Annotated in this window: 20 protein-coding genes; 11 read left to right on the forward strand and 9 right to left on the reverse strand. The window is 74.1% G+C overall.

Translation table 11 applies throughout. The features are described from left to right. The first annotated feature begins 36 nt into the window (after nt 1-36). From AB0I49_RS19905 to AB0I49_RS19935, 7 genes are all read left to right on the forward strand, one after another. Nucleotides 37-690 (forward strand): response regulator transcription factor, encoded by a 654-nt coding sequence (locus AB0I49_RS19905; protein ID WP_363228309.1) that lies wholly within the window; start codon nt 37-39, stop codon nt 688-690. A 204-nt stretch (nt 691-894) separates the two neighbouring features. Beyond that, nucleotides 895-1,821, forward strand: coding sequence for a PhzF family phenazine biosynthesis isomerase (locus AB0I49_RS19910; protein WP_363228310.1), 927 nt, complete (start codon nt 895-897; stop codon nt 1,819-1,821). Between the two features lie 91 nt (nt 1,822-1,912). Next, a complete protein-coding gene (locus AB0I49_RS19915; RefSeq protein WP_363228311.1) occupies nt 1,913-2,389 on the forward strand; it encodes a hypothetical protein in 477 nt (158 codons plus the stop codon). Between the two features lie 157 nt (nt 2,390-2,546). Continuing rightward, complete coding sequence (locus tag AB0I49_RS19920) at nt 2,547-3,590, forward strand: acyl-CoA dehydrogenase (RefSeq protein ID WP_363228312.1); 1,044 nt, start codon at nt 2,547-2,549, stop codon at nt 3,588-3,590. Next, on the forward strand, nt 3,587-4,348 hold the full coding sequence (locus tag AB0I49_RS19925; protein ID WP_363228313.1) for a PIG-L family deacetylase: 762 nt from the start codon (nt 3,587-3,589) through the stop codon (nt 4,346-4,348). Before AB0I49_RS19920 ends, AB0I49_RS19925 begins: the two co-directional genes overlap by 4 nt. Continuing rightward, nucleotides 4,345-4,980 carry an SAM-dependent methyltransferase gene (locus tag AB0I49_RS19930; protein ID WP_363228314.1) on the forward strand — a complete coding sequence of 212 codons (636 nt, stop codon included), beginning with the start codon at nt 4,345-4,347 and terminating at the stop codon, nt 4,978-4,980. The genes AB0I49_RS19925 and AB0I49_RS19930 overlap by 4 nt, the downstream gene beginning before the upstream one ends. Further along, nucleotides 4,977-5,684: a glycosyltransferase gene (locus AB0I49_RS19935; protein WP_363228315.1), complete on the forward strand. Its 708-nt coding sequence runs from the start codon at nt 4,977-4,979 to the stop codon at nt 5,682-5,684. The genes AB0I49_RS19930 and AB0I49_RS19935 overlap by 4 nt, the downstream gene beginning before the upstream one ends. Before the next feature lie 81 nt (nt 5,685-5,765). Here AB0I49_RS19935 and AB0I49_RS19940 read toward each other — a convergent pair whose 3' ends face one another. The 3 genes from AB0I49_RS19940 to AB0I49_RS19950 all read right to left on the reverse strand — a co-directional run bounded on the left by AB0I49_RS19940 (nt 5,766) and on the right by AB0I49_RS19950 (nt 6,990). Next, nucleotides 5,766-5,894 carry an LPFR motif small protein gene (locus AB0I49_RS19940; RefSeq protein WP_363228316.1) on the reverse strand — a complete coding sequence of 43 codons (129 nt, stop codon included), beginning with the start codon at nt 5,892-5,894 and terminating at the stop codon, nt 5,766-5,768. Nucleotides 5,895-5,958: 64 nt separating this feature from the next. Continuing rightward, nucleotides 5,959-6,285, reverse strand: coding sequence for a plasmid stabilization protein (locus AB0I49_RS19945; RefSeq protein ID WP_363228317.1), 327 nt, complete (start codon nt 6,283-6,285; stop codon nt 5,959-5,961). A 69-nt stretch (nt 6,286-6,354) separates the two neighbouring features. After that, complete coding sequence (locus tag AB0I49_RS19950; RefSeq protein ID WP_363228318.1) at nt 6,355-6,990, reverse strand: diguanylate cyclase; 636 nt, start codon at nt 6,988-6,990, stop codon at nt 6,355-6,357. Between the two features lie 388 nt (nt 6,991-7,378). On the opposite strand from AB0I49_RS19950, the gene AB0I49_RS19955 reads away from it, so the two are divergent. Next, nucleotides 7,379-7,573, forward strand: coding sequence for a hypothetical protein (locus tag AB0I49_RS19955; RefSeq protein ID WP_363228319.1), 195 nt, complete (start codon nt 7,379-7,381; stop codon nt 7,571-7,573). 76 nt (nt 7,574-7,649) lie between these two features. Here the strand turns inward: AB0I49_RS19955 and AB0I49_RS19960 are convergent, their stop codons facing one another. Then, nucleotides 7,650-8,084 (reverse strand): DUF2795 domain-containing protein, encoded by a 435-nt coding sequence (locus AB0I49_RS19960; protein WP_363228320.1) that lies wholly within the window; start codon nt 8,082-8,084, stop codon nt 7,650-7,652. Between the two features lie 294 nt (nt 8,085-8,378). On the opposite strand from AB0I49_RS19960, the gene AB0I49_RS19965 reads away from it, so the two are divergent. After that, nucleotides 8,379-9,533, forward strand: a complete 1,155-nt coding sequence (locus AB0I49_RS19965) for a Vms1/Ankzf1 family peptidyl-tRNA hydrolase (RefSeq protein ID WP_363228321.1) — start codon at nt 8,379-8,381, stop codon at nt 9,531-9,533. Between the two features lie 39 nt (nt 9,534-9,572). On the opposite strand, the gene AB0I49_RS19970 is transcribed toward AB0I49_RS19965, so the two are convergent. The 3 genes from AB0I49_RS19970 to AB0I49_RS19980 form a co-directional block, all read right to left on the reverse strand. After that, on the reverse strand, nt 9,573-10,535 hold the full coding sequence (locus tag AB0I49_RS19970; RefSeq protein ID WP_363228322.1) for an alpha/beta hydrolase: 963 nt from the start codon (nt 10,533-10,535) through the stop codon (nt 9,573-9,575). 83 nt (nt 10,536-10,618) lie between these two features. Beyond that, entirely contained in the window at nt 10,619-11,698 is a 1,080-nt protein-coding gene (locus AB0I49_RS19975; RefSeq protein WP_363228323.1) for a DUF917 domain-containing protein, read from the reverse strand. Then, entirely contained in the window at nt 11,691-13,325 is a 1,635-nt protein-coding gene (locus AB0I49_RS19980) for a hydantoinase/oxoprolinase family protein (RefSeq protein ID WP_363228324.1), read from the reverse strand. The genes AB0I49_RS19975 and AB0I49_RS19980 overlap by 8 nt, the downstream gene beginning before the upstream one ends. 242 nt (nt 13,326-13,567) lie before the next feature. Between AB0I49_RS19980 and AB0I49_RS19985 the strand changes: the two genes are divergently transcribed. Together AB0I49_RS19985 and AB0I49_RS19990 are read left to right on the forward strand one after the other, a co-directional pair. Then, nucleotides 13,568-14,308, forward strand: coding sequence for a TetR/AcrR family transcriptional regulator (locus AB0I49_RS19985; protein ID WP_363228325.1), 741 nt, complete (start codon nt 13,568-13,570; stop codon nt 14,306-14,308). Next, nucleotides 14,305-15,468: an NAD(P)/FAD-dependent oxidoreductase gene (locus AB0I49_RS19990; protein ID WP_363228326.1), complete on the forward strand. Its 1,164-nt coding sequence runs from the start codon at nt 14,305-14,307 to the stop codon at nt 15,466-15,468. Before AB0I49_RS19985 ends, AB0I49_RS19990 begins: the two co-directional genes overlap by 4 nt. A gap of 81 nt (nt 15,469-15,549) precedes the next feature. On the opposite strand, the gene AB0I49_RS19995 is transcribed toward AB0I49_RS19990, so the two are convergent. Further along, complete coding sequence (locus AB0I49_RS19995; RefSeq protein ID WP_363228327.1) at nt 15,550-18,306, reverse strand: M4 family metallopeptidase; 2,757 nt, start codon at nt 18,304-18,306, stop codon at nt 15,550-15,552. 221 nt (nt 18,307-18,527) lie between these two features. After that, nucleotides 18,528-20,297, reverse strand: a complete 1,770-nt coding sequence (locus AB0I49_RS20000) for a carbamoyltransferase C-terminal domain-containing protein (protein ID WP_363228328.1) — start codon at nt 20,295-20,297, stop codon at nt 18,528-18,530. Nucleotides 20,298-20,779 lie beyond the last annotated feature (482 nt).

Raw genomic sequence — 20,779 nt, forward strand, 5'->3', positions numbered from 1 at the left:
TGTGTACGACCGACCGCTCAGGCCAGCAGGAGAGTAGTGATCAGGGTCCTCATCGCCGATGACGAACCGCTCATCCGAGCCGGTATCCGGATGATCCTCACCTCCGCCGACGACATCGACGTCGTCGCGGAGGCGGGCGACGGCCGGGACGCGGTGGAGCTGGCCCGGGCGCACCGCGCGGACGTCGTGCTCCTCGACATCCAGATGCCGGTCATGGACGGGCTGACGGCCCTGGCCGAACTGCGCCGGTCCCGGCCCGACGCGCGGGTGCTGATCCTGACGACGTTCGGTGAGCAGGAGAACGTGCTGCGGGCCCTGTCGGGAGGGAGCGCGGGCTTCCTGCTGAAGGACTCGGCGCCGGCGGAGCTGATCGGCGCGGTACGGGCCGCCGCGGCCGGCGACGCCTATCTGTCGCCCGCGGCCACCCGGCACGTCGTGGACTCCCTGGCCGCGGGCGACACCGGCCGCCGTGCCGAGGCGGCGCGGAACCGGCTCGCCACCCTGACCGACCGCGAGCGGGAGGTCCTGGCGCTGCTGGCCCAGGGGCTGTCCAACGCGGCGGCGGCCCGCCGCATCCACATGAGCGAGGCCACCGTCAAGACGTACGTGAGCCGCATCCTGACGAAGCTGGAGTGCGAGAACCGCGTGCAGGCGGCGCTGCTGGCGAGGGACGCGGGGCTGGAGGGCTGAGGGAGGGGCGGGCGGCGTGGCGCTTATGGGCCGGCGGGCAGGCGGCGTCGCGCTTACGGGCCGGCGGACGGGCGGCGTCGCGCTTACGGGCCGGTGTGCGGCCCGTACGGAACCGGCCTGTCGGGCCGCGCGGGGCCCGGCCGGAACCGCCCGGTCGGCGGGACCGGAGGGAATACCCCCGTTCCCCACCGGGGTTCCGTCGTCATGGCTGCCACACGCGCTGGTACGAGCGCTGTCACGAGCGATCCGCGGGTTCTGCGCTACGCCGCTTTCTCCGACGACCCCGCCGGCGGGAACCCGGCCGGGGTCGTCCCGGACGCGTCCGGCCTCGACGACGCCGCGATGCTGGACATCGCCGCCGGGCTGGGCTACTCCGAGACCGCGTTCCTCACCCCGCCGCCGAAGAGGTCGGCGGACACCTCCGGCCGTTCGTTCACGATCCGCTACTTCAGCCCGCTCGCCGAGGTCTCCTTCTGCGGGCACGCGACCATCGCCTCGGCCGTGGCGCTCGCGGAGCGGATCGGCCCCGGCGACCTGGTCTTCGCCACCCCGGCCGGGGTGGTGCCGGTCTCCGTGGAGTCGGCGGACGGAGTGCTGCGGGCCACGCTCACGAGCGTGGAACCGCGGGTGCGGGAGGCCGCTCCGGAAGACCTGGACGAGGCGCTCGCCGCTCTCGGCTGGGCCCGCGAGGACCTGGATCCGGGCCTTCCGCCGCGGATCGCGTTCGCCGGGGCGCACCATCTGATCCTGGCCGCCGCCACCCGCGAGCGCCTGGCCGATCTGGACTACGACTTCGACCGGCTGGCGGCGCTGATGCGCCGTCTCGACCTCACGACGCTCCATCTGGTGTGGCGGGAGCCCGGCGACGGGCATGTCTTCCACGTCCGCGACCCGTTCCCGGTGGGCGGCGTGGTGGAGGACCCGGCGACCGGTGCGGCGGCGGCCGCGTTCGGCGCGTACGTCCGCGAACTGGGCCTGGTCGCGCCGCCCGCGACGCTCACGCTCCACCAGGGGCACGACCTGGGCCGTCCGGGGCTGCTCACCGTGGAGCTCCGCGCGGGCGACCCCCGCTCCCACGTCTCCGGCACGGCCACCGTCATCCCCGAGGACATCCCCGACGACGCGATCTGATACGTATATCGGTCTACTTGCCGCACCCGTGTGACCAGCCGCCGGCCGGCGTGACGTCGTGGGCCGGCGCTACGGGGGGGCGGCTTCGGCCATGGACAACGGCGGCATCGTCATCGGGCTCGTGATCGTCGTGCTGGTGCTGCGCCGACAGCTGGGTACGCGGCCGGTGCACGGAAGGGGCCCGGTGATTCTGCTGGGGGTGCTGGGGCTGCTCGGGATCGCCGCGCTCGCCTTCGGCGTGGCCTCCGTGGTGCAGTACCACCCGCTGGGCGCCGCGACCATCGCCCTCACGGCGGCGAGCCTCGCCGTCTCGGCGGGGTTCGGGGCGGCGCGGGCCCGCACGGTGCGGGTGTGGCACGCGGCGGAGGGCCGGGCGCTGCGCCGGGGCACGGTGGCCACCGCGGTGCTGTGGTTCGTCTCGATGGCGGTCCACATCGGCATGGACCGGTGGATCGACCACACCACGGGCGTCGGGATGCTCGGCCTTTCGACGCTCTACCTCTGTCTGGCGGTGACTCTCACGGTGCAGCACCTGTGCGTACGGCGCCGGGCGGCGACCGCCTCCTGAGGGGCCGGCCCGCCCGTACGCCCGTACCCTCCCCCGGTCTTCCGCTCCGCCCTCGCCTCGCGGCGGCCCGCCGGTCGAACGGCGGGCGCCGGGAGGCGGGCGGGGCGCGGAGGCACCAGAGTGGAGGGGGACCAGGCAGCCGACCGGGAGTGTGCGCATGGCCGATGTCACCGTTTCTCCGCCGTCACGCCGGGAGAACGGGCCCGCTGACCGGGCGGCGGACGGCGGCGCGCCGAAGGAGGCGCGGCGGGCGACGGCCGCACGGTTCGCCGCCGTCGCCGACCTCATCGCCGCGGGACGGCTGGAGTTCCCGCTGCCCGGCTCCGGCCGGACCGGGCGCCGCCTCGCGTCGCTGCGGGCGGTCGCGGAGGAGGATCTCTCGCTGGCGCGGCTGGTCGAGGGGCATGTGGACGCCCTCGCGATCCTCGCGGAGCTCGGCGGGCCGGCGCCCGCGCCGGGACAGCGGTGGGGCGTATGGGCCGCGGAGCCGCCCGGAGCGGGGCTGACGGCCGTCCGCACGGCAAACGGCTGGCTGCTGTCCGGGCTCAAGCAGTACTGCTCGGGCGCGCACAGCTGCACGCACGCCCTGGTCACGGCGCGGGCCCCGGACGGGCGGCGGCTCTTCGCCGTCCGTACGGGCACCGGCTGCGAGCCGGTGCCCGGCACCTGGCAGGCCATCGGCATGGCCGGCAGCGACACCCCCGACGTGACGTTCTCCGAAGTGCCCGGCGCCGCCGTCGGCGGCGTCGAGTCCTACGTGCGGCGGCCCGGCTTCCAGCACGGCGGCATCGGCGTGGCCGCCTGCTGGTACGGCGGTGCCCTGGCCGTGGCGGCGGCCCTGCGCCGCGCCGCCGAGCGGCATGCCGACCCGCACACCGACGCTCACCTCGGGGCGGTGGACGTCCAGTTGCACGCGGCGGAAGCGGTCCTGCGGCAGGCCGCCGAGGAGATCGACGGCGACCCGCGGGACGAGCGGCACGGGGCCCGCGAGCGCGGCATGCGGGTGCGGGCCTTCGTGGAGTCCGTCTGCGCCGACGTGCTCGCCCGCGTGGGGCGGGCCACCGGCGCCGGTCCGCTCTGCCACGACCCGCGGCACGCCCGAGCCGCCGCCGACCTGGCCGTCTATCTCCGCCAGCACCACGGCGAACGCGATCTCGCGGCGCTCGGCGCGCTGCTCGCCCGGCCGGGAGCGGACCGGTGAGCGGCCCCCGCTCCCGGTACGCCGATCCGCTCCAAGCCCCCGGCACCGAGGAGAGCGTGTGGCGGTCCTGGCCGGGCTGGGCGGCGCTGCCCGAGGCGCGGCTGCCGCGCCGGGGCCGCGTCGTGGTGGCGGCGGCCCATCCGGACGACGAGGTGCTCGGCTTCGGCGGGGCGATGTCCCTGCTGGCCGGGGCCGGTTCGGCGCTCACGGTCGTCTCCGTCACCGACGGCGAGGGCTCGCATCCGGACAGCCGCGTGGTGACCCCGGCGGCCCTGGCCGAGCGCCGCGCCGCGGAACGGCGGGCGGCCCTGGGCGAACTCGGCGCGCCGGAAGCGGAGATCGTCCGGCTCGGCGTCCCCGACACCCGAGTCGCCCGCCACGAGCGGGCTGTGACGCGGGCGCTCGCGCCGCTGCTGCGGGGCGCCGCGCTGCTGGCCGCGCCGTGGACCGGCGATGTGCACGGCGACCACGAGGCGGCGGGCCGCGCGGCCCGCGCCGCGGCGGCCGAGGCCGGCGTGCGCTGCCTGCTCTACCCGGTGTGGCTGTGGCACTGGGCGCGCCCCGGCGATCCCCGGGTCCCCTGGGGGGAGGCGGCGCGCATCGTCCTTCCCCCGGAGGCGCGGCGGCGCAAGGCGGCGGCCGTCGCCCGGTTCGTCAGCCAGACCGAGCCCCTCGGGCCCGCGCCGGAGGAGGCGGCGATCCTTCCGCCGGAGGAGATCGCACACCATCTGCGTGACGTGGAGGTCGTTTTCCCGTGAGCACACCGTCCACCCCCTCCACACCGGCCTCGTATTTCGAGGCCCAGTACCGGGACGCGGCCGACCCCTGGCACTTGGCGGAGCTCTGGTACGAACACCGCAAGTACGAGCTGACCGTCGCCTCCCTGCCCCGGCGCTGCTACCGTCGCGCCTTCGAACCCGCTTGCTCCGTCGGGGAGTTGACGTCGCGGCTGGCGGAGCGGTGCGATTCCCTGCTGGCCTGCGACCGGGTTCCGGCGGCCGTGGAGAGCGCGGCCCGCCGTACGCGCGACCTCCCCAACGTCGAGGTGCGCCGCCTCACCGTGCCCGAGGAGTGGCCCGAGGGCGACTTCGATCTCATCGTGCTCTCCGAACTGCTCTACTACTTCGACACCGAGACCCTGGACCGGTTGCTGACCCGCACCGTCGACGCGCTGGAGCCGGGCGGCACGGTCGTCGCCGTCCACTGGAACCACCGGGTGGCCGAACACGTCCGTACCGGCGCCGAGCTGGCCAGCGTCCTCGCGTCCGTACCGAGCCTGGCCGTGACGGGCGAGCACTTCGAGGAGGACTTCGTCCTCCAGACGCTCAACCGGCGGCTCCCGGACGGCTCCGCCCCGCCGTCCCCCGCCGCCCGCGAGGGCCTGGTGTGAGACCGCGCGCCATCGCCGTCGTCGTACCGGCGCACGACGAGGAGGCCCTGCTGCCCCGCGCGCTGACCGCCCTCGACGCCGCCCGCGGGCACGCCGCGCCGACCGGGGTGCGCGTGGTCACCGTGGTGGCCGCCGACAGGTGCCGGGACGCCACCGCGGCGATCGCGCGGCTGGCCGGCGCGCACGTCCTGCCCGTGGACTACCGCAATGTGGGCCTGGCCCGCGCGGCGGCCGTCGCGCACGCGCTGGACGTCCTGGGCGGGCCGGCGGGCGTCTGGGTGGCGTCCACGGACGCCGACAGCGCCGTGCCCGCCGACTGGCTCGCCTTCCACGCGGCGCGCGGCCGGGAGGGGTGGGACGCGGTGGTGGGGACTGTGACCGTCGACGCCCGGTCACCGGCGGCGCGCGGGGCGGCTGCGCGCCACCAGCGGCTCTACTACGCCACCAGGCCCCCGGACGGCCCATGGCGCCATCCGCATGTGCACGGCGCGAACCTGGGGGTGAGCGCCGAGGCGTACGTGCGCGCGGACGGCTTCCCCCCGCTGCCGCTCGGCGAGGACCAGGCGCTCGTCGCCGAGTTGGTCCGCCGGGGCGGGCGCGTCCTGCGGACCCCGGACTGTCCCGTCGCGACGTCGGGGCGGCTGCGCCCGCGCGCCCGCGGCGGCTTCGGCGACGACTTGGCCGCCCTGGCGGCGCGCGGCTGAACCGCGCCCTTAGGCCCCGGACCCGTGCGGCTGGGGGCGGCCGGAGCCTCGGATGTACGGGCGCACACCGGCGACCGGTTGTCAGTGCCGGCCGCGGGCGCTGGCCGAGGCGCCGCGCAGGAGGCGGGCGAAGGCGCGGAAGGGCACGATGACGGCGTAGGAGATGGCTCCGCCGATGGCGCGGAAGACGGCTGCGATGGCATTCAGCATGGCTGTTCCTCCAGAAGGGCCGGCTGGTGGTGCCTCGCTTCACGCCGGCGATCGGGCCGTCGGCTCAGCGGCCGACGGCTTTGCGGAGCTGTTCCTTGTTCATGGTGGAGCGGCCGTCGATGTTCTTCTTTTTCGCTTCCTCGTAGAGCTGGTCCTTGGTCGGGCTCACGGGGCCCTTGTGCGAGCGTTCGCCGCCGCGTTGAGAGGCGGATTTGGGGTCGCGGGTCGAGGTTTTGCTCGCCGTTTTGGATTCGCCGGTGCGGGCGCGCTCCTTGTTCACGGTGCGCGAGGCGATTTCCTTCGCGCGCTTTTCGGAGGAGCCGCGTTCCTCGGCCTGATCCTTGATGTGCTCGTACTGACGCTCGCGCTTCTTGTTCGCACCTGCGGGCATGATGTCGCTCCTGGTTCTGACTCGCTCTGGCTTTCCCGGACTGGCTCTGTCCGGCTTCGGGAATGCGTTTCACGTGTTCCTGGCCGCCCTGACGCACCGTCGCATCTCCTCCGCGTACGGCAGCGCGATGCAGGCGCCGATGGCCACCGCGAGCCCGCCGAGGTAGCGGGCCGGGAGGGGACGGTCCTTGGGGAGCAGCTTCCAGTCGTCACCGTCCGGGCCGCCGCGCGACAGGGCGCGCACCTGGTCGGCGTGGAGGCAGCAGGTGAACGCCAGCGCCGCCAGCGGCAGCACCTCCAGGAAGCTGTGGATGTGCTGTTCCACCGGCCGCACCTCCCGCTCGCCCGTCGCCAGGCTCACGTCCCACAGGGCGGTGGCGCCGTGCACCGCCGCCGCGCCGCCCATGACCGACAGGACAAGCGGATTGATCTTGGCGAGCAGGCCCATGGCCACCGGGACGCCTGCCTCCGTCATCATCAGCGCGTGCAGCGCCGATTCCCGTACGCCGCTGGTGTCCTCGATGCGGGTGCGCCGATGCATGATCCAGTCCGCCACCGCGGGCACGAACCACAGCGGCACCACTCCGTACATCAGAAAGCGGCGGTTGACGTCCTCGACGTCCAGCGAGTGCGGCGGTACGGGCAGGTCGGGCGGGCGCCGCCAGCGCCGCCAGGCCCGGACCACCGGGCTGTGACGAAGATCCATGACACCTCCGGGGTCGTTGCCTGTGCTGCCGCGCAGCCGGTTCCCCGCCTGGTCGGGGCCCGGTCGTCGACGGGTGCCCCGGGAGCCGGACCCGACACCTCTCCCAGCCAACCAGGCCGCGGGGCACTCGGCATGTCGGACGGGCCCGCGGGGGCCGCAAGCGGGCTCTCCCGCCTCCGGTCACCCAGCGGTGACCAGCCGCGACGCTCCGCGTGCGGGGCCGGCCGTGCGTACGTACGCTTCACCGTGAGCCACGCGGGCACTCGGGACGGACGGGTGCGGGAGGAGGCCCCCGGCGAGCGGCGGGCCCCCGCGCCACGGGACAGTGCCACGAGCCGGCGCGTCGTGGCGTACGACGAGTGCCTCACGGCATACGAGAGGAGCAGGAGTGTCCGCCTCAGAGTCCGACGGTGACCACCGCAATTCGTCCGACCGGTCCCGGCAGGCGCCCGCCGCGGCGGCTCCCGAGGACGGCGGGCAAGCGTCCTCGCAACGGGGCGCGGCCGGGCCGGCGCATGACGCGTACGCGCATCAGGACGACCGCGCGGATCCGGACTGGAACATCATCCGCAGCGTGAACTGACCGGCCTTCCCTGCCCGTCGGGCGGCTCGGCCCTGCCGGTGGTCAGGCCCGGCAGGTGGTCAGGTCCTGCCGGTGGTCAGGAACGGCCGTGCTCCGTGCCGAGGCCGAGCGAGGCGGCGACGGCCTGGACGTTCTCGTAGCGCTCGCTGTCGGGGAGCCGGTCGGCCAGGTCCAGCAGGCGGTCCGGGGCGTGGTGTTCGCGCAGGGACTCCAGGACGGCGGAGCGGTCGGCCGGGTAGATGCCGCGGCCGAGGTGGCGGGCGAGGTCGGAGCGGATGGACACGTCCCGTTCGGTCATCCCGCGGGGTACGCCCGTACCGGCCGGGGCGCCGGTGCCGGATTCGGCGGCGGGGTCGCGGGCGACGGCCGGCTGGTCCTCTCCGGAGGGCTGGAGTTCGTGCTCCTCGTCCGTGCGCAGTGACCGGTCGGCGTTCAATTCGCCGCGCAATTGCTTCTTCATCATGTCGTCGCGCGCGGGACCGGTCTTGTCCGCGCCGTGCTGCATGGCCATTTCCGCCTCCTGGGGTGCGGGCGCATATACCCGATACGCCTGTCGGCAACGGCCGCGGCCCGGTATCCGTACGTTCCACGGGCCCGGCTTCCTCACATCTCCGGCTTAACAGGCGTGCCGTGGACTTTCAACTTCTGCCGGGATCCGCGTGGCGGCTCCGGGGGCGGGAGGGGATCTGTGGGCATTCCCACAGACATGTGTTGCAGTGGATCGAGAAAGGGAACCCGCAAGGACGCCGGAACACGCGCCAACGGCGCTGGAACACGCATCCCGAAATACCGAGGAGGAAGTGCCATGCAACTCTCATTCCTCAAGCCCGTCGGCGACCGGCCGGGCCCCTGGGCGTCGGTCTACGTCGACACCACGCACAACACCGAGGACGCGGACAAGCGGCAGGAGCTGGCGGCCCGCGCCACCGCCGCGGAACTGCGCGAGCAGGGCGCGGACGACGCCACGGTGCGGGCGGTCCACGACCGGCTGACCGGAGCGGGCGAAGAGGGCACGACGGCGTCGGCGGGGCGTGCCCTCTTCGCTGCCGGCGGTGACGTGGTGCTCGATGTGCCCCTCCCCGGCGCCCCCTCCGCGCCGTTCGCGGAATGGGGCCCGCTGCCCCGGATCGCGCCCCTGGTCGAGACGGTCGGCGAGGCGCCGGTCTGCCTCGTCGTCTCCGTGGACCGCACCGGGGCGGACTTCGCGCTGCGCGCCGCCGGGAGCGGCGGCGGCGACGGCTCCGACGCCGGCCACGTCAGCGGCGCCGACTGGCCGATCCACCGCACGGCCTCGGCCGACTGGTCCGAACGCCACTTCCAGAACAGGGTGGAGAACACCTGGGAGCACAACGCCGGCGAGATCGCCGACGCCGCGGCCGAGGCGTTCGAGGAAAGCGGTGCCAGCGTGCTGCTGCTGACCGGCGACGTCCGCGAACGCCGGGCCGTACACGACAAGCTCCCCGAGCCCGTACGGGCCGTGGCGTACGAGAGCGAGCACGGCGGCCGGGAGCCCGGCGCGGCGCACAACGCGCTCCTGGAGCGGGACCTCGCCCAGGTCCTCGCCGATTACGAACGCGACCGGGCCGCCGCCGCCATGGACCGCTTCCACGCGGGCGCGGAGCCCGTCGGCGGCACCGCCCCGTACGCGGCGGCGGGCGTCCCGGCCCTCGTCGAGGCCGCGCGGGAACACCGCATCGCCACGCTGATCCTGGGCCACAACGGCTCGGACGCGGCCCGCGAGGTCTGGGTCGGTCCGGACCCCGACCAGGTGGGCGTGCGCGCCTCGGACCTCCAGTACCTGGGCGAGGTGAGCCCGTCGTCGGCGCGCGCCGACGACGCCCTGGTGCGCGCCGCGGTGGCGAGCGGCGCGGACGCCGTCGTGGTCAACGACCCCGCCGACGTCCCCTCGGGCGGCCTCGGCGCGGTCCTCCGCTGGACGGAACCCGCGCGCCAGGGCTGAGCGCCTGGTCCCCTGCGCGGCCTGCCGACAGCGGTGCTGTCACAGGCCGCGCAGGGTGCGGATGCGGTCGGCGCGGGAGCGGCGCACGATGTCGGAGGCGGGGGCGAGGCGGTCGAAGCCGTGGGGGCAGCCGGGGTGCAGGTGCAGTTCGGTGGAGATCCCGGCGGCGGTGAGGCGGCGGGCGTAGTCGAGGCACTCGTCGCGGAAGATGTCCAGCTCGCCCACCTCGATGTACGTGGCGGGGAGCCCCGTGAGGTCGTCGGCTCGGGCGGGGGCCGCGGCGTAGGGCACGTCGGGGGCGCCGACGGCGTCGCCCAGCAGGGCGTGCCAACCCGTGTAGTTGTAGTCCCAGTTCCAGCCGGTGAAGGGCGCGAGGACGGGGTCGGGGCGGGTGTTGCGGTCGTCGAGCATCGGGTAGACGAGGATCTGCCGGGCCAGTTCCACGCCGCGGTCGCGGGCGAGCAGGGCCGTCCCGGCGGCCAGTCCGCCGCCGGCGCTGTCCCCCATGACGGCGATGCGCGCCGGGTCGACTCCGAGTTCGGCCGCGTGCTCGGCGAGCCAGGCCAGCCCCGCCCAGCAGTCCTCGACGGGGGCGGGGTGGGGGTGTTCGGGTGCGCGCCGGTAGTCCACGGCCAGCATCGGCACCCGGCTCTCGGCGACGTACCCCGCCACCGTACGGTCGAACAGCCGGACGGAGCCCAGGATCATGCCGCCGCCGTGCAGGTAGAGCACCGCCGGGCCGGGCCGGCCCGGCTCCTCGCCGGAGTGCGGCGGGGTGTACCAGCGCAGCGGCACCCGCTGCCCGTCGTGGGATTCGGCGGTGAACTCCCGTCGGCCGACGTCCGCGGATTCGGGCATCGCGGCTTCCGCGGCCGCGAGGCCCGCCTCCCCCTCGGCGCGCAGCCGCCGCCAGTCGCCGCGGTCCGCGGGCGGCGGCGGTGGTCCCGCCGCCATGCGCTGTGCGATGGCGGGGACGAGTTCGGGGTGGAGCGCGAAAGCCATGCCGGTCTCCTCACGACGCACGATTCACGATCGGTGATCCGTACCAGGATGGCCGTCGCGCTCCGCCGCCCCGGCGGCGGGTCTCACCCCGTCGCCGTCCCGAACGGCAAGTAGTCCGTCTCGTAACCGAAGTAGCGCGGACCGGTGAGGGCGAGACCGGCCGGCGAGGTCCACCGGGGGTCGCAGCGCGCCGCGAGGACGCTGACGCGCAGGCCGTAGCGGAGCCCCTCGGTGGTGACGGGCGAGCCGGTCTCGCTGTCCAGGACGCAGATCAGGTCCGGTGTCGTCGCGACGGTCACGCCGTCCCGCGTGGCGAGCAGGTGCTCGTTCTGGAAGTCGAGTTCGAGCACCCGGCCCGCGTCGTCGCCGATGCCCTCCAGCCGGGCCCGGCCGCGCGCGAAGCCGCCCTCGGTGCGCCGTCCGACGTCGACGACCTTGCCGGTGAGCAGGGGGATGCCGGAGAGCATGGCGCGGGCGGCGGCCACCGGGTCGGTGTGCGCGGCGCGCGCCTCGCGGACCGCCGCTCCGAGGCACCCGGCCAGTGTCAGCGTCGCCGGTACGAGGCCGTCGGCCAGCTGGTCGCCGCGGAGCACCGTGTCCACGCAGGAGATCTGGCAGCCGAGTTCCACGCAGACGGCGCGGGCGATGCGCTCGGCGGCGTGGTTGTCGACGGCCTCGACGATGATGGTGTTGCCCTTGTCGTCGGCGAGCGCCATCGGCGAGTTGGCGACGCCGATGAGGCCGGGCAGCACCATCTGGAGTTCGGGGAAGGCGCGCCCCATCGCGTCGCCGTCGACGATCGGCAGGCCGGCCGCGGCGGCGCAGGCGATGGGCAGCATCGAGTTGACGCCGCCGATCTCGATGGGCGTGATGTGGGTGGCGGGGCGGCCGAGGTGCTTCTCCAGGGCGCGCAGGGCGGTCAGTTCCTCGCCGCCGTTGGGGACGCGTTCGAGGAGGACGGTGGGCGCGCCCATCCCGGCGACGGGGACGACGGTCGCGTCGGCCGGCACCTCGTCGATGGCGACGACCGGCACGGGCCCGTGTGCGCGGATGGCCTCGCGGGCCAGCAGTTTGCCGATGTACGGGTCGCCGCCGCCTCCCGTGCCGAGGATGCCGGCGCCGCGGGCGATGTCGTCGAGGATGTCGAGGGTGATCTCACGCATGGGGGGTCGCTCCGTCGTGCCGCTGGGTGCCGGGCCGGTCGTGGTCGGGCCGGTCCGGTTCTCGCCTGCCGGGGTCGGGCCGGTCGCGGCCGAGCCTGCCGAGGTCGAGGTCGCCGACGGCCTTGACGCGGATGCGCGTGGCGCCGCCCGGCAGATACGCGAGCGGCACCTCCTCGATGTCCACGATCCGTACGCTGCCGTGCCGGGCGCCCGCTTCCTCGGCCCGGCCGGCGGCCTCCTCGCGGGCCTCGGCGAGCACCGCCTCGCGGCGGCCGTCGGGCACCTGGAAGACGCGGTCGACCTCGCCGCCGACCTGCGCGATGGCGGCGCCGACCGCGTTGGCCACGCCGAAGTGGCCGGGGCGGCGCACGTCGTCGAAGCCGGGCAGGGCGCCGGGCACGAGGATGGAGCCGCCGCCGACGGCGACGACGGGCAGCGGCGCGGCCGAGGTGCGCATCCGGTCGACGCTCTCCGCCAGCCGTTCGGCGATCCGCGCGAGGGCGCGCCCGGTGAACTCGGGGCCGAGGTGGGCGACGCGGCTCCGGTCGCCGATGTCGGCGCGGCCCGCGGCGACGGCGAGGTCGGTGGCCGTCAGGGTGGCGCCGCCGAAGACCAGCGCCTCGTCGGTGAGCCGGTAGCCGACGGACCGGGGGCCGGTCTCGGCGTCGTCGGAGACGAGGGAGCCGCCGCCGATGCCGAGGGAGAGGACGTCGGGGATGCGGAAGTTGGTGCGGATGCCGGCGGCCTCGCTCTCGCCGGCGGCCTCGCGCGGGAAGCCGCCCGCGAGGATGCCGACGTCGGCGGTGGTGCCGCCCACGTCGACGACGGCGCAGTCCCCGAGCCCGGAGAGGAAGGCCGCGCCGCGCATGGAGTTGGTGGGTCCGGACGCGAAGGTCGCCACCGGGTACGTACGGGCGAAGTCCACGTCCATCAGCGTCCCGTCGTTCTGGGACAGGAAGAACGGCGCGGTGATCGACACCTTGGCGAGGGCCTCGCCGAAGGACTCCACGATGACGGTGGCGAGGTCGCGCAGGGCGGCGTTGACGATCGTGGCGTTCTCGCGGGCGAGCAGTCCGATGCGGCCCAGTTCGTGGGAGAGCGAGAAGTGCGTGGCGTCGCCGAGTTCGGCGCGGAGGATGTCCGCGGCGCGCCGCTCGTCCTCCTCGGCGACGGGCGAGAACACGGAGGAGATCGCGACGGAGGTGATGCCGCGGGCGGCGATGTCGGCCGCGGTCCGCTTCAGCTCCTCCGGGTCCAGCGGGGAGAGCGGCCGGCCGTCGTACTCCCGGCCGCCGTGGCACAGGTAGCCGTGCCCGCCGACCGCGGCGCGCTGCCGGTCCGGCCAGTCGGTCATGGGCGGCAGCGCGGCCGTGGCGGGCAGGCCGAGCCGTACGGCCGCGACGGGGGCGAGCCGGGCGCCCTCGATGAGCGCGTTGAGGAAGTGGGTGGTGCCGATCATCACGGCGGTGACGGACTCGACGGGCGCGTCGAGGGCGCGGACGGCCGCCGTGACGCCGGACGTGATGTCCGCCGTCGTCGGCGACTTGGCGGCCGCGAGCACCCGGTCGTCGTCCCCGAGCAGGGCGGCGTCGGTGTTGGTTCCTCCGACGTCGATACCGATGCGCATGGTGGTGTCTTTCGCTGGGTTGCGGGTGGGGGGGCTCTTTCGTCGGGTGGCGGGCGGGGACTGTCGTAGGGGCGGCGGTCAGGGCGCGCCCCGCGAGGCTGGCGGGGAGGGGCGGGCCATACGAACCAGCGTACGAAGGGGGTCCGACACGGCCGCACCGGGCCACGCCGCCGAGGGGTTCCGCACGGCCTCCATCAGCTACGAACTTGTTCGTCACGAACATGTTCGTTACCGTGGTCGGCATGACAGCGAAGACGCCCAGGAGCCGTCGGGAGCGGCCGGCCAAGCCCGCCCTCACCCGGAACGGCATAGTCGCCACCGCGGTCGATCTGATGCGCGCCGAAGGGCTCAGCCGCGTCACCATGCGCCGCCTGGCCCAGGAGCTCGACACCGGCCCCGCCTCGCTCTATGTGTACGTGCGCAACACCGCCGAACTGCACGCGGCCGTGCTCGACGAGATGCTCGGCGCGGTCGACCTCGGCCCGGCCCGGACGCCCGGCGCGTGGCGCGACCGGCTGGTGCGAGTCCTCACCTCGTACACGACGGTGCTGTTCGAGAACCCCGGCCTCGCCCAGTCGGCGCTGGTCGCCCGGCCGGCCGGGAAGCACTACCTCGACCTGGTGGAAGCCCTGCTGTCCCTGCTCGGCGAGGGCGGCGTCCCGGCCCGGCGGGCGGCGTGGGCGGTCGATCTGCTGCTGCAGTACGGGACCGCGACCGCCGCCGAGCACGCCGGCAAGGAAGGGACCACCGCCAGGACGGGCGAGTGGGACGCGGTCGCCGCGGCGCTGCGCGACGCCTCCGAGCAGACGCACCCGCACCTCGCCGCCCTGGGCGCCGAACTGCTCTCCGGGACCGGCCCGGAGCGCCTGGCCTGGGGATTCCATCTGCTGATCAACGGAACGCTGCACACCCCGCGGCCCGACGCCGGGCCGGCGGAGAACGACCGGCCGGCTCCGGCCGCCACGGAAGGACACGAGAAATGACGACGCACCACCCCATCACCGTGGTCGGCGGCGGCCTCGGCGGTCTCACCCTCGCCCGCGTACTCCACCTGAACGGGGTCGCGGCGACCGTGCTCGAACTCGACGCCTCGCCCAACGCCCGGCATCAGGGCAACATGCTGGACATGCACGAGGAGTCCGGCCAGGCCGCCCTGCGCGCGGCCGGTCTCTACGACGAGTTCCGGGCGCTCGTCCACCCCGGCGCCGAGGCCATGCGCGTACTCGACAAGGACGCGAACCTCCGCTGGGAGGACGCCGGCGACGACTCCAACCGGCCCGAGGTGCACCGGGGCGCGCTGCGCGACCTGCTGCTCGACGCCCTGCCCGACGACACGGTCCGCTGGGGCTCCAAGGTCGCCGCCGCCCGCCCCCTCGGCGACGGGCGGCACGAGGTGACGCTCGCCGACGGAACCGTGTTCACCACCGACCTGCTGATCGGGGCCGACGGCGCCTGGTCCAAGGTGCGCCCGCTGGTCTCGGACGCCACACCCGTCTACTCCGGTCTCTCCTTCGTCGAAGCGCACATGGACGACGCCGACGCCCGGCACCCGCGCAGCGCGGCCCTCGTCGGCGGCGGCATGATGTTCGCGCTCGACGAGGGGATGGGCTTCCTCGTCCACCGCGCGGCCGACGGCTCGCTGCACACGTACTGCGCGCTGCGGGCGCCCGAGGACTGGGCCGCCTCGCTCCTCGCCGACGCGGGCGCGGACTCCGAGGCGGCGCGGGCGCGCGTGCTGGAGCCGTTCGCCGACTGGGACGAGAGCCTGCGGACGCTCGTCGCGGGCAGCGACGGCGCGCTCGTCCCCCGAGCGATCCACGCCCTGCCGGTCGGGCACAGCTGGGCGCGTACGCCCGGTGTGACGCTGCTCGGCGACGCCGCCCATCTGATGTCCCCGTTCGCGGGCGAGGGCGCGAACCTCGCGATGCTCGACGGTGCCGAGCTCGCCGCGGCCGTCGTGGCGCACCCCGGCGACACGGAGGCGGCGCTGGCCGCGTACGAGCGGGACCTCTTCCCGCGCAGCGAGGCGTCGGCTGCCGAGTCCGCCGCCAACCTCGACATCTGCTTCCGCGCGGACGCGCCGCAGGGTCTCGTGGATCTGATGGAGCAGTACAGCGGGGAGGCCGCAGGGTCGACGGACTGACGGATCGACGGACTGACGGTCCGACGGGCTGACGGGCCACCCGCCTGACAGGCAGTCAAGCAAGCGGCCTCACCAGGGTGTTCAGCCACACTTTCCCGCCGGTCGGGTGCGTGTCACCACGTCGCTGTGGCCGGTGGTGGAGTCCGTCCACACCACCTGCCGGCCGCCCGGCATGCCGGCCCACATCTGCTCGCCCCGGTTGCAGGACACCCGGTCCCGCCGCTTCCCGTCGGCCGAGAACTGCCACAGCTTGGGCAGCGCCTCGTTGCGGTATTCGGGGGCGGGCGTCCAGGTGGCGGCGGTCACCGCGTCCCCCGAGGCGATGAGGTCGATGCCCTCGATGGCGCCCGGACCCTTGGCCGGGCTGAGGTCCACCACGTTCGTGCCGTCCAGGTCCGCGCGGCGCACGGCCGTCAACCGGCCGTCGTCCGCCTCATTGGCCAGCCAGAACACATGGCCGCCGCTGATCGCGGTCGGCCCGGTGTCCTTGAGCGTCCCGAGCTGCCCCATCCGGGTCCGTACGCCGGTCTTGAGGTCGAGCACCTCGGTCCCGTACGTCCAGTCGCCCTCGGAACGTTGACTCGTGGCGTACGCGATGCGGCCGTCGCCGATCGACGGGTAGCTGGAGTTCACGTTCCGATCGCCGGTCACGTCCACCGGGGTCGGGTCGCTGAGCCGCAGATACTCCACGATCGACCGGGCTCCCCGGGGCCGCGACTCCACGACGACCACATCGCCCTCGACCTGGAGCTCGGGCCCGACCCGCCGGCCCGACCACAGCTTCTTGACGGGCCCGCCCGCGATCGGCCGCGCGAGGAGGTCCACGGTCCTGCGGTTGTACGCCAGCCACACCACGGTCTTCCCGTCGGTGGCGGGATGCACGTGGTACCGGCCGTCGTTGGGGCTGATCCGCTGCGGCGCACCGGTGCCGTCGGCGCGGCCGGCCCACACAGAGTACGGCTCGCCGCCGTTCTCGTCGGATTTGGAGGTGGCCCACCAGCCGCCGCCCGCACCCACCCGGACGCCTTCCGTGTTGACGTCGCCCATCAGCCGGTCGGAGTCGACGCCGGTGGCGAGTTCCCAACCGGGCACGATGCCATGGGCGTTGAAGGACCGCTCGACGGCCTTGAGCTCCTTCGCGGACGCCTTGAGGTCACGGGCGGCGGCGAGCACCGCGGCGCGCCCCTCTGTGAAGCCGTCCAGCGGGGTCAGGTACGCGGTGAGCGCCCGGTAGACGACGCGATCGGCCAGGGTGCGGCCGATGTCCTCGCGCATGTCCCACAACGCGCCGGAGAAGATGGTGGAGTTGAGGTGGACGCCGCCGTTGTCGGTGGTGAGGGAGACGCCGAGGAAGGATGTGGCGGCGGTCCGCCCGTCGTTGAGGTCGCGGGCCGCGCACTCGCGCGGCGGCTTGGTCCGGCACAGCGACTCGCCGAGCAGTCCGGCGTCGGGGCTGTCCATGGGGATGCCGTAGACGTCGGTCTTGACGGCGTTGCCGAAGTAGTCGGCGATCGCCTCGTTCATGGCGCCGGACTGGCCCGCGTAGACGAGGTTCGCGCTGTTCTCGACGACGCCGTGCGTCATCTCGTGCCCGACGACGTCCAGGCCCGCGGAGAACGCGCGGTACTCGGCGTCGCCGCCGCCGTACACCATCTTGGTTCCGTCCCAGAAGGCGTTGCTGTACGGGCGTCCGAAATCGGTGACGCCGACCAGGGAGTTGATGGCGCCGCCACGGCCGTCGAGGCTGTCCCGGCCGTGCGCCTGCCGGTAGTAGTCGTAGACCTTGCCGGCCGCCCAGTGCGCGTCGACCGCGCCCGCCTCGGTCGCCTCGCCGCCGAAGGCGGGGGTCGGCGAGGCGAACTCCTCGATGCCGGGGGGCCATTGCCCGGACACTTCACTGACGGATCTGTCGCGCGCGTCCCAGGTGGATATCGGGTTCTTGTCGCCGTCCCGCATACGGGACTGATCGCGCATCACATACCGTTGCCGCGCTTCGTCGTGGGTCAGCTGCAACTCGACTGCCCGACCGTCGTACTTGACGCCGGAACCCGCTACGGCGGGCCCCTGGTCCGCCCGTTGGGAGACCCTTCGAGGTGCCCTCGGGGAGGCGGCGGGAGCGGCGGGCGCCGTGAACGTCTTGATACCGCTGTACTGGAGCACCGGGTACCCGGCCCGCGCGTCGACGTAGACCTCCCGCAGTACCGGTTCGCCCGTGCCGGGGTGGCGGCCGCGTACGGTCACGTGCCAGGTGAGCAGGCCCGTGCCCGTAGGCAGCACGACCAGCCCGCGCGCGGCGCCGGACAGCGGCCGTGCCTCGTCCCACGCCGCGCCGCCCCCGCCGGCCGCCCTGAGCTGGTCCGTCGCCGCGTCGACGGCCCGTTCGACCGCCAGCTCCTCGTCGACCTCCGGGGTGGTGTCGGTCCTCAGGTCGGTGAAGTACGCGCCGGAGGCGCCGGTGACGACGCGCTTGCCGCCCTTGCGCTCCATCCGGACCACGTACTGGCCGCCCAGGACCTCCACGCCCCGGTACCGCTGCTGGAGCCGCACGGTCTCCTCGCCGCCGGACTCCACCGCCTGTACAGGCCGCAAGTCGCGTACCGGGTCGGCGATGCGGTAGCGGCCGCGGTGGTCGGCGAGGTGGCGGCGCGCCGCGTCGGCGGCGCCGACCGTGGCCTCGGCGGGTTCGCGGAGGCCGTCGACGAGCGCGGGCGCGGCAGTGCGCTTGCCGGGGATCAGTTCGCGGGGGCCGGCGGGCGGCGCGGCGCCCGGCGCGGCGTCGGCGGGCGCGGCCGAGACGAGGAGTGCGGTGGCGCCGATCAGCGCCACCGCACCCGTCATGGCGCTCCGCACACCGGAAACGCCCACCCCGCTCGCTCTGCCGCGTCTGTCATGTCTGCCGCGTCCGTTCGGGCTGCCGAGTCCGTTCGGTCTGCCGCGTCGTGCTCCGGGTTCGCGCAAGGTGTCCCCCTCCATCACATGCCTCACATCAGCACCGGCTACAGGGAGAGCAATGGAAGCGGCGATATCCCAACTCGGCAATGAGCAAAGGGATTTGGGTGTCAGTTTCCAGCCGCCTCCCACGGCAGGAACGACGAGGACGCACCCGGCGCGCCGCGCACGGCACGTCCGCCGCGTGTGCCGCGCGCCGCCCGGCGCCCGGCCTGGTCGCGTACGGGCTCGTCCACGCAGGCCTTCTCCAGCAGGCAGTCCCCCAGGACGAGCACCTCGATGTCGCTGCGGACGAACGTGGCGATGGCGTCGTCCGGGCTGAACACCACCGGCTCGTCGGCCAGGTTGAAGGAAGTGTTGAGCACGGCGGGCACGCCCGTCAGCCGGCGGAACGCGTCGATCAGGGACCAGAACCGCTCGTTCACCGAGCGGCGGACGAGGTGCGGGCGCGCCGTGCCGTCCACGTGCACGGCCGCGGCCAGCATGCGCTGGGCGGCGCCGCGGACCGGGACGGCGGCGAGCATGAATTCGCAGAGGGCGAAGGGCGCGGTCTCGAACATCGCGCTCCAGTACTCCTCCATGACGCTCGGGGCGAGGGGCCGCCAGATCTCCCTGCCCTTCACGGAGTTGAGGCGCGCCACCGCGCTCCGGTGGCGCGGGTCGCAGAGGATGCTGCGCGCGCCGAGCGCCCGCTGCCCCACCTCGCCGCGCCCCGCGCACCACGCCACGAGCCGGCCCGCCGCGAGGTGCGCGGCCGTCCGGGCGATCACGTCCTCGGTGGACAGGTGCAGGGCCGACAGGCCCGCGTCGCGGATCGAGGAGGCGATCTCCTCCGCCGTGATGCCGGGCCCCCAGTAGGCGTGGCGCATGCGGTGGGCCGGGCCGGCGTCGCCCCGGCCGCTCAGCTCCCGGTCCGCGAGGAGCGCCGCGCCGAGGCCGACCCCGGCGTCGTGCGGGACGGGCGGCACATAGATGTCGGAGAAGATCCCGGAGCGCAGCAGCCGCCCGTTCGCCGCGCAGTTCAACGCCACTCCCCCGGCCAGTACCAGCCGGTCGGCTCCGGTGCGGCGGCGCGCGAACCGGGCCAGTTCCAGCATGACGTCCTCCAGCGCCGCCTGCACCGAGGCGGCGAAGGACGCGTGCGCCATCGGCTCGTTCCGGTCGCCTTCCGCGTAGGGGTAGTTGTTCTTCCCGAAGTATTCGTACAAGAAGTCGTGCAGCTGAAGGTAGTGCTGGGCGGGGCGGCGGCGCGGGGCGGGCGCGCCGGGAAAGGTGTAGTCGTCTTCCGCGGCCATCAGCGGTATGACCTGGTCCGGACGTCCGTAGGAGGCGAGGCCCATCAATTTCCCAGCGTCCCACATGGTGAATCCCGCCCATTGGGCGGCGATGGAATAGAAGTTGCCGAGTGACAGGCTGGTGTCCCAGTCGCGGACGACCTCGATCTTTCCGGCGGAGCCCCGCGCCAGGGTGGTGGACCGGCACTCGCCGCGGCCGTCGAGCACGAGAATCGCCGCGTCCTCGAATCCGCTCGTCCACAGCGCGCTCGCGGCGTGCGCCATGTGGTGCGGCACGAACCGGGTGGGCGGCCGGTTCCCGCCGTCGTCCGGCAGCAGCCACTCATGGAATCGCGCGGCGTCGAAGGGCGCGCCCTCCACCTCGCTGAGCAGGGGAACGTCCCAGCCCACGGCGGTCTCGGCCACATCCGACAGGGAGATGTCCGCGGCCCGCAGGCAGGCGGCGACGGCCTTTCGCGGGGACTCGCCGAATGCCCGCTTCCGTCTGCTCAGCCGTTCCTGCTCCGCCATCACGAGCAGTTCCCCGTCCTTCAGCAGGCACGCCGAAGAGTCATGGGGTCCGGTATTGACGCCGAGTATGTACATCGCTCCCCGCTCCCTCGTATTGCGCCCCGCGGCGGTCGGCCGATTCGCGCCGCGCCCGGATACCGGCCCTTATGGACCGGTCAACTGTCCGTTGACAGGTGCATCGCCCGCTGTTACGTTGACCTTCGGCCAAGATCACGGCAATTCAAGATCAGCGGAATTCAAGATCACGCCATTGCGGCCATGGCAATCGACCGTCGGATCATAGCCGTTCAGCGAACCGCGTCAAGCACGGAAATACCGCCCGGCCAGCGCAATGCGAATCGCCATGGGGAGCATTCCTTGCCCTATTTCCGCAGAGGATTACGGACGGACCGCCGGCCCTTTGGCGCGGGCGAGGATCGAGCGGACATTCCGGTCGGGACCGGAACGGGCGGGGCCCCTCGACCCGGCGGGGTTCAGTGGCCAGGCGAGGTTCAGTGGCCAGGCGGGGTTCAGTGGCCAGGCGGGGTTCAGTGGCCAGGCGGGGTTCCGCGGCCAGG

This window comes from Streptomyces sp. NPDC050617 (assembly GCF_040654795.1).
Taxonomy (GTDB): domain Bacteria; phylum Actinomycetota; class Actinomycetes; order Streptomycetales; family Streptomycetaceae; genus Streptomyces.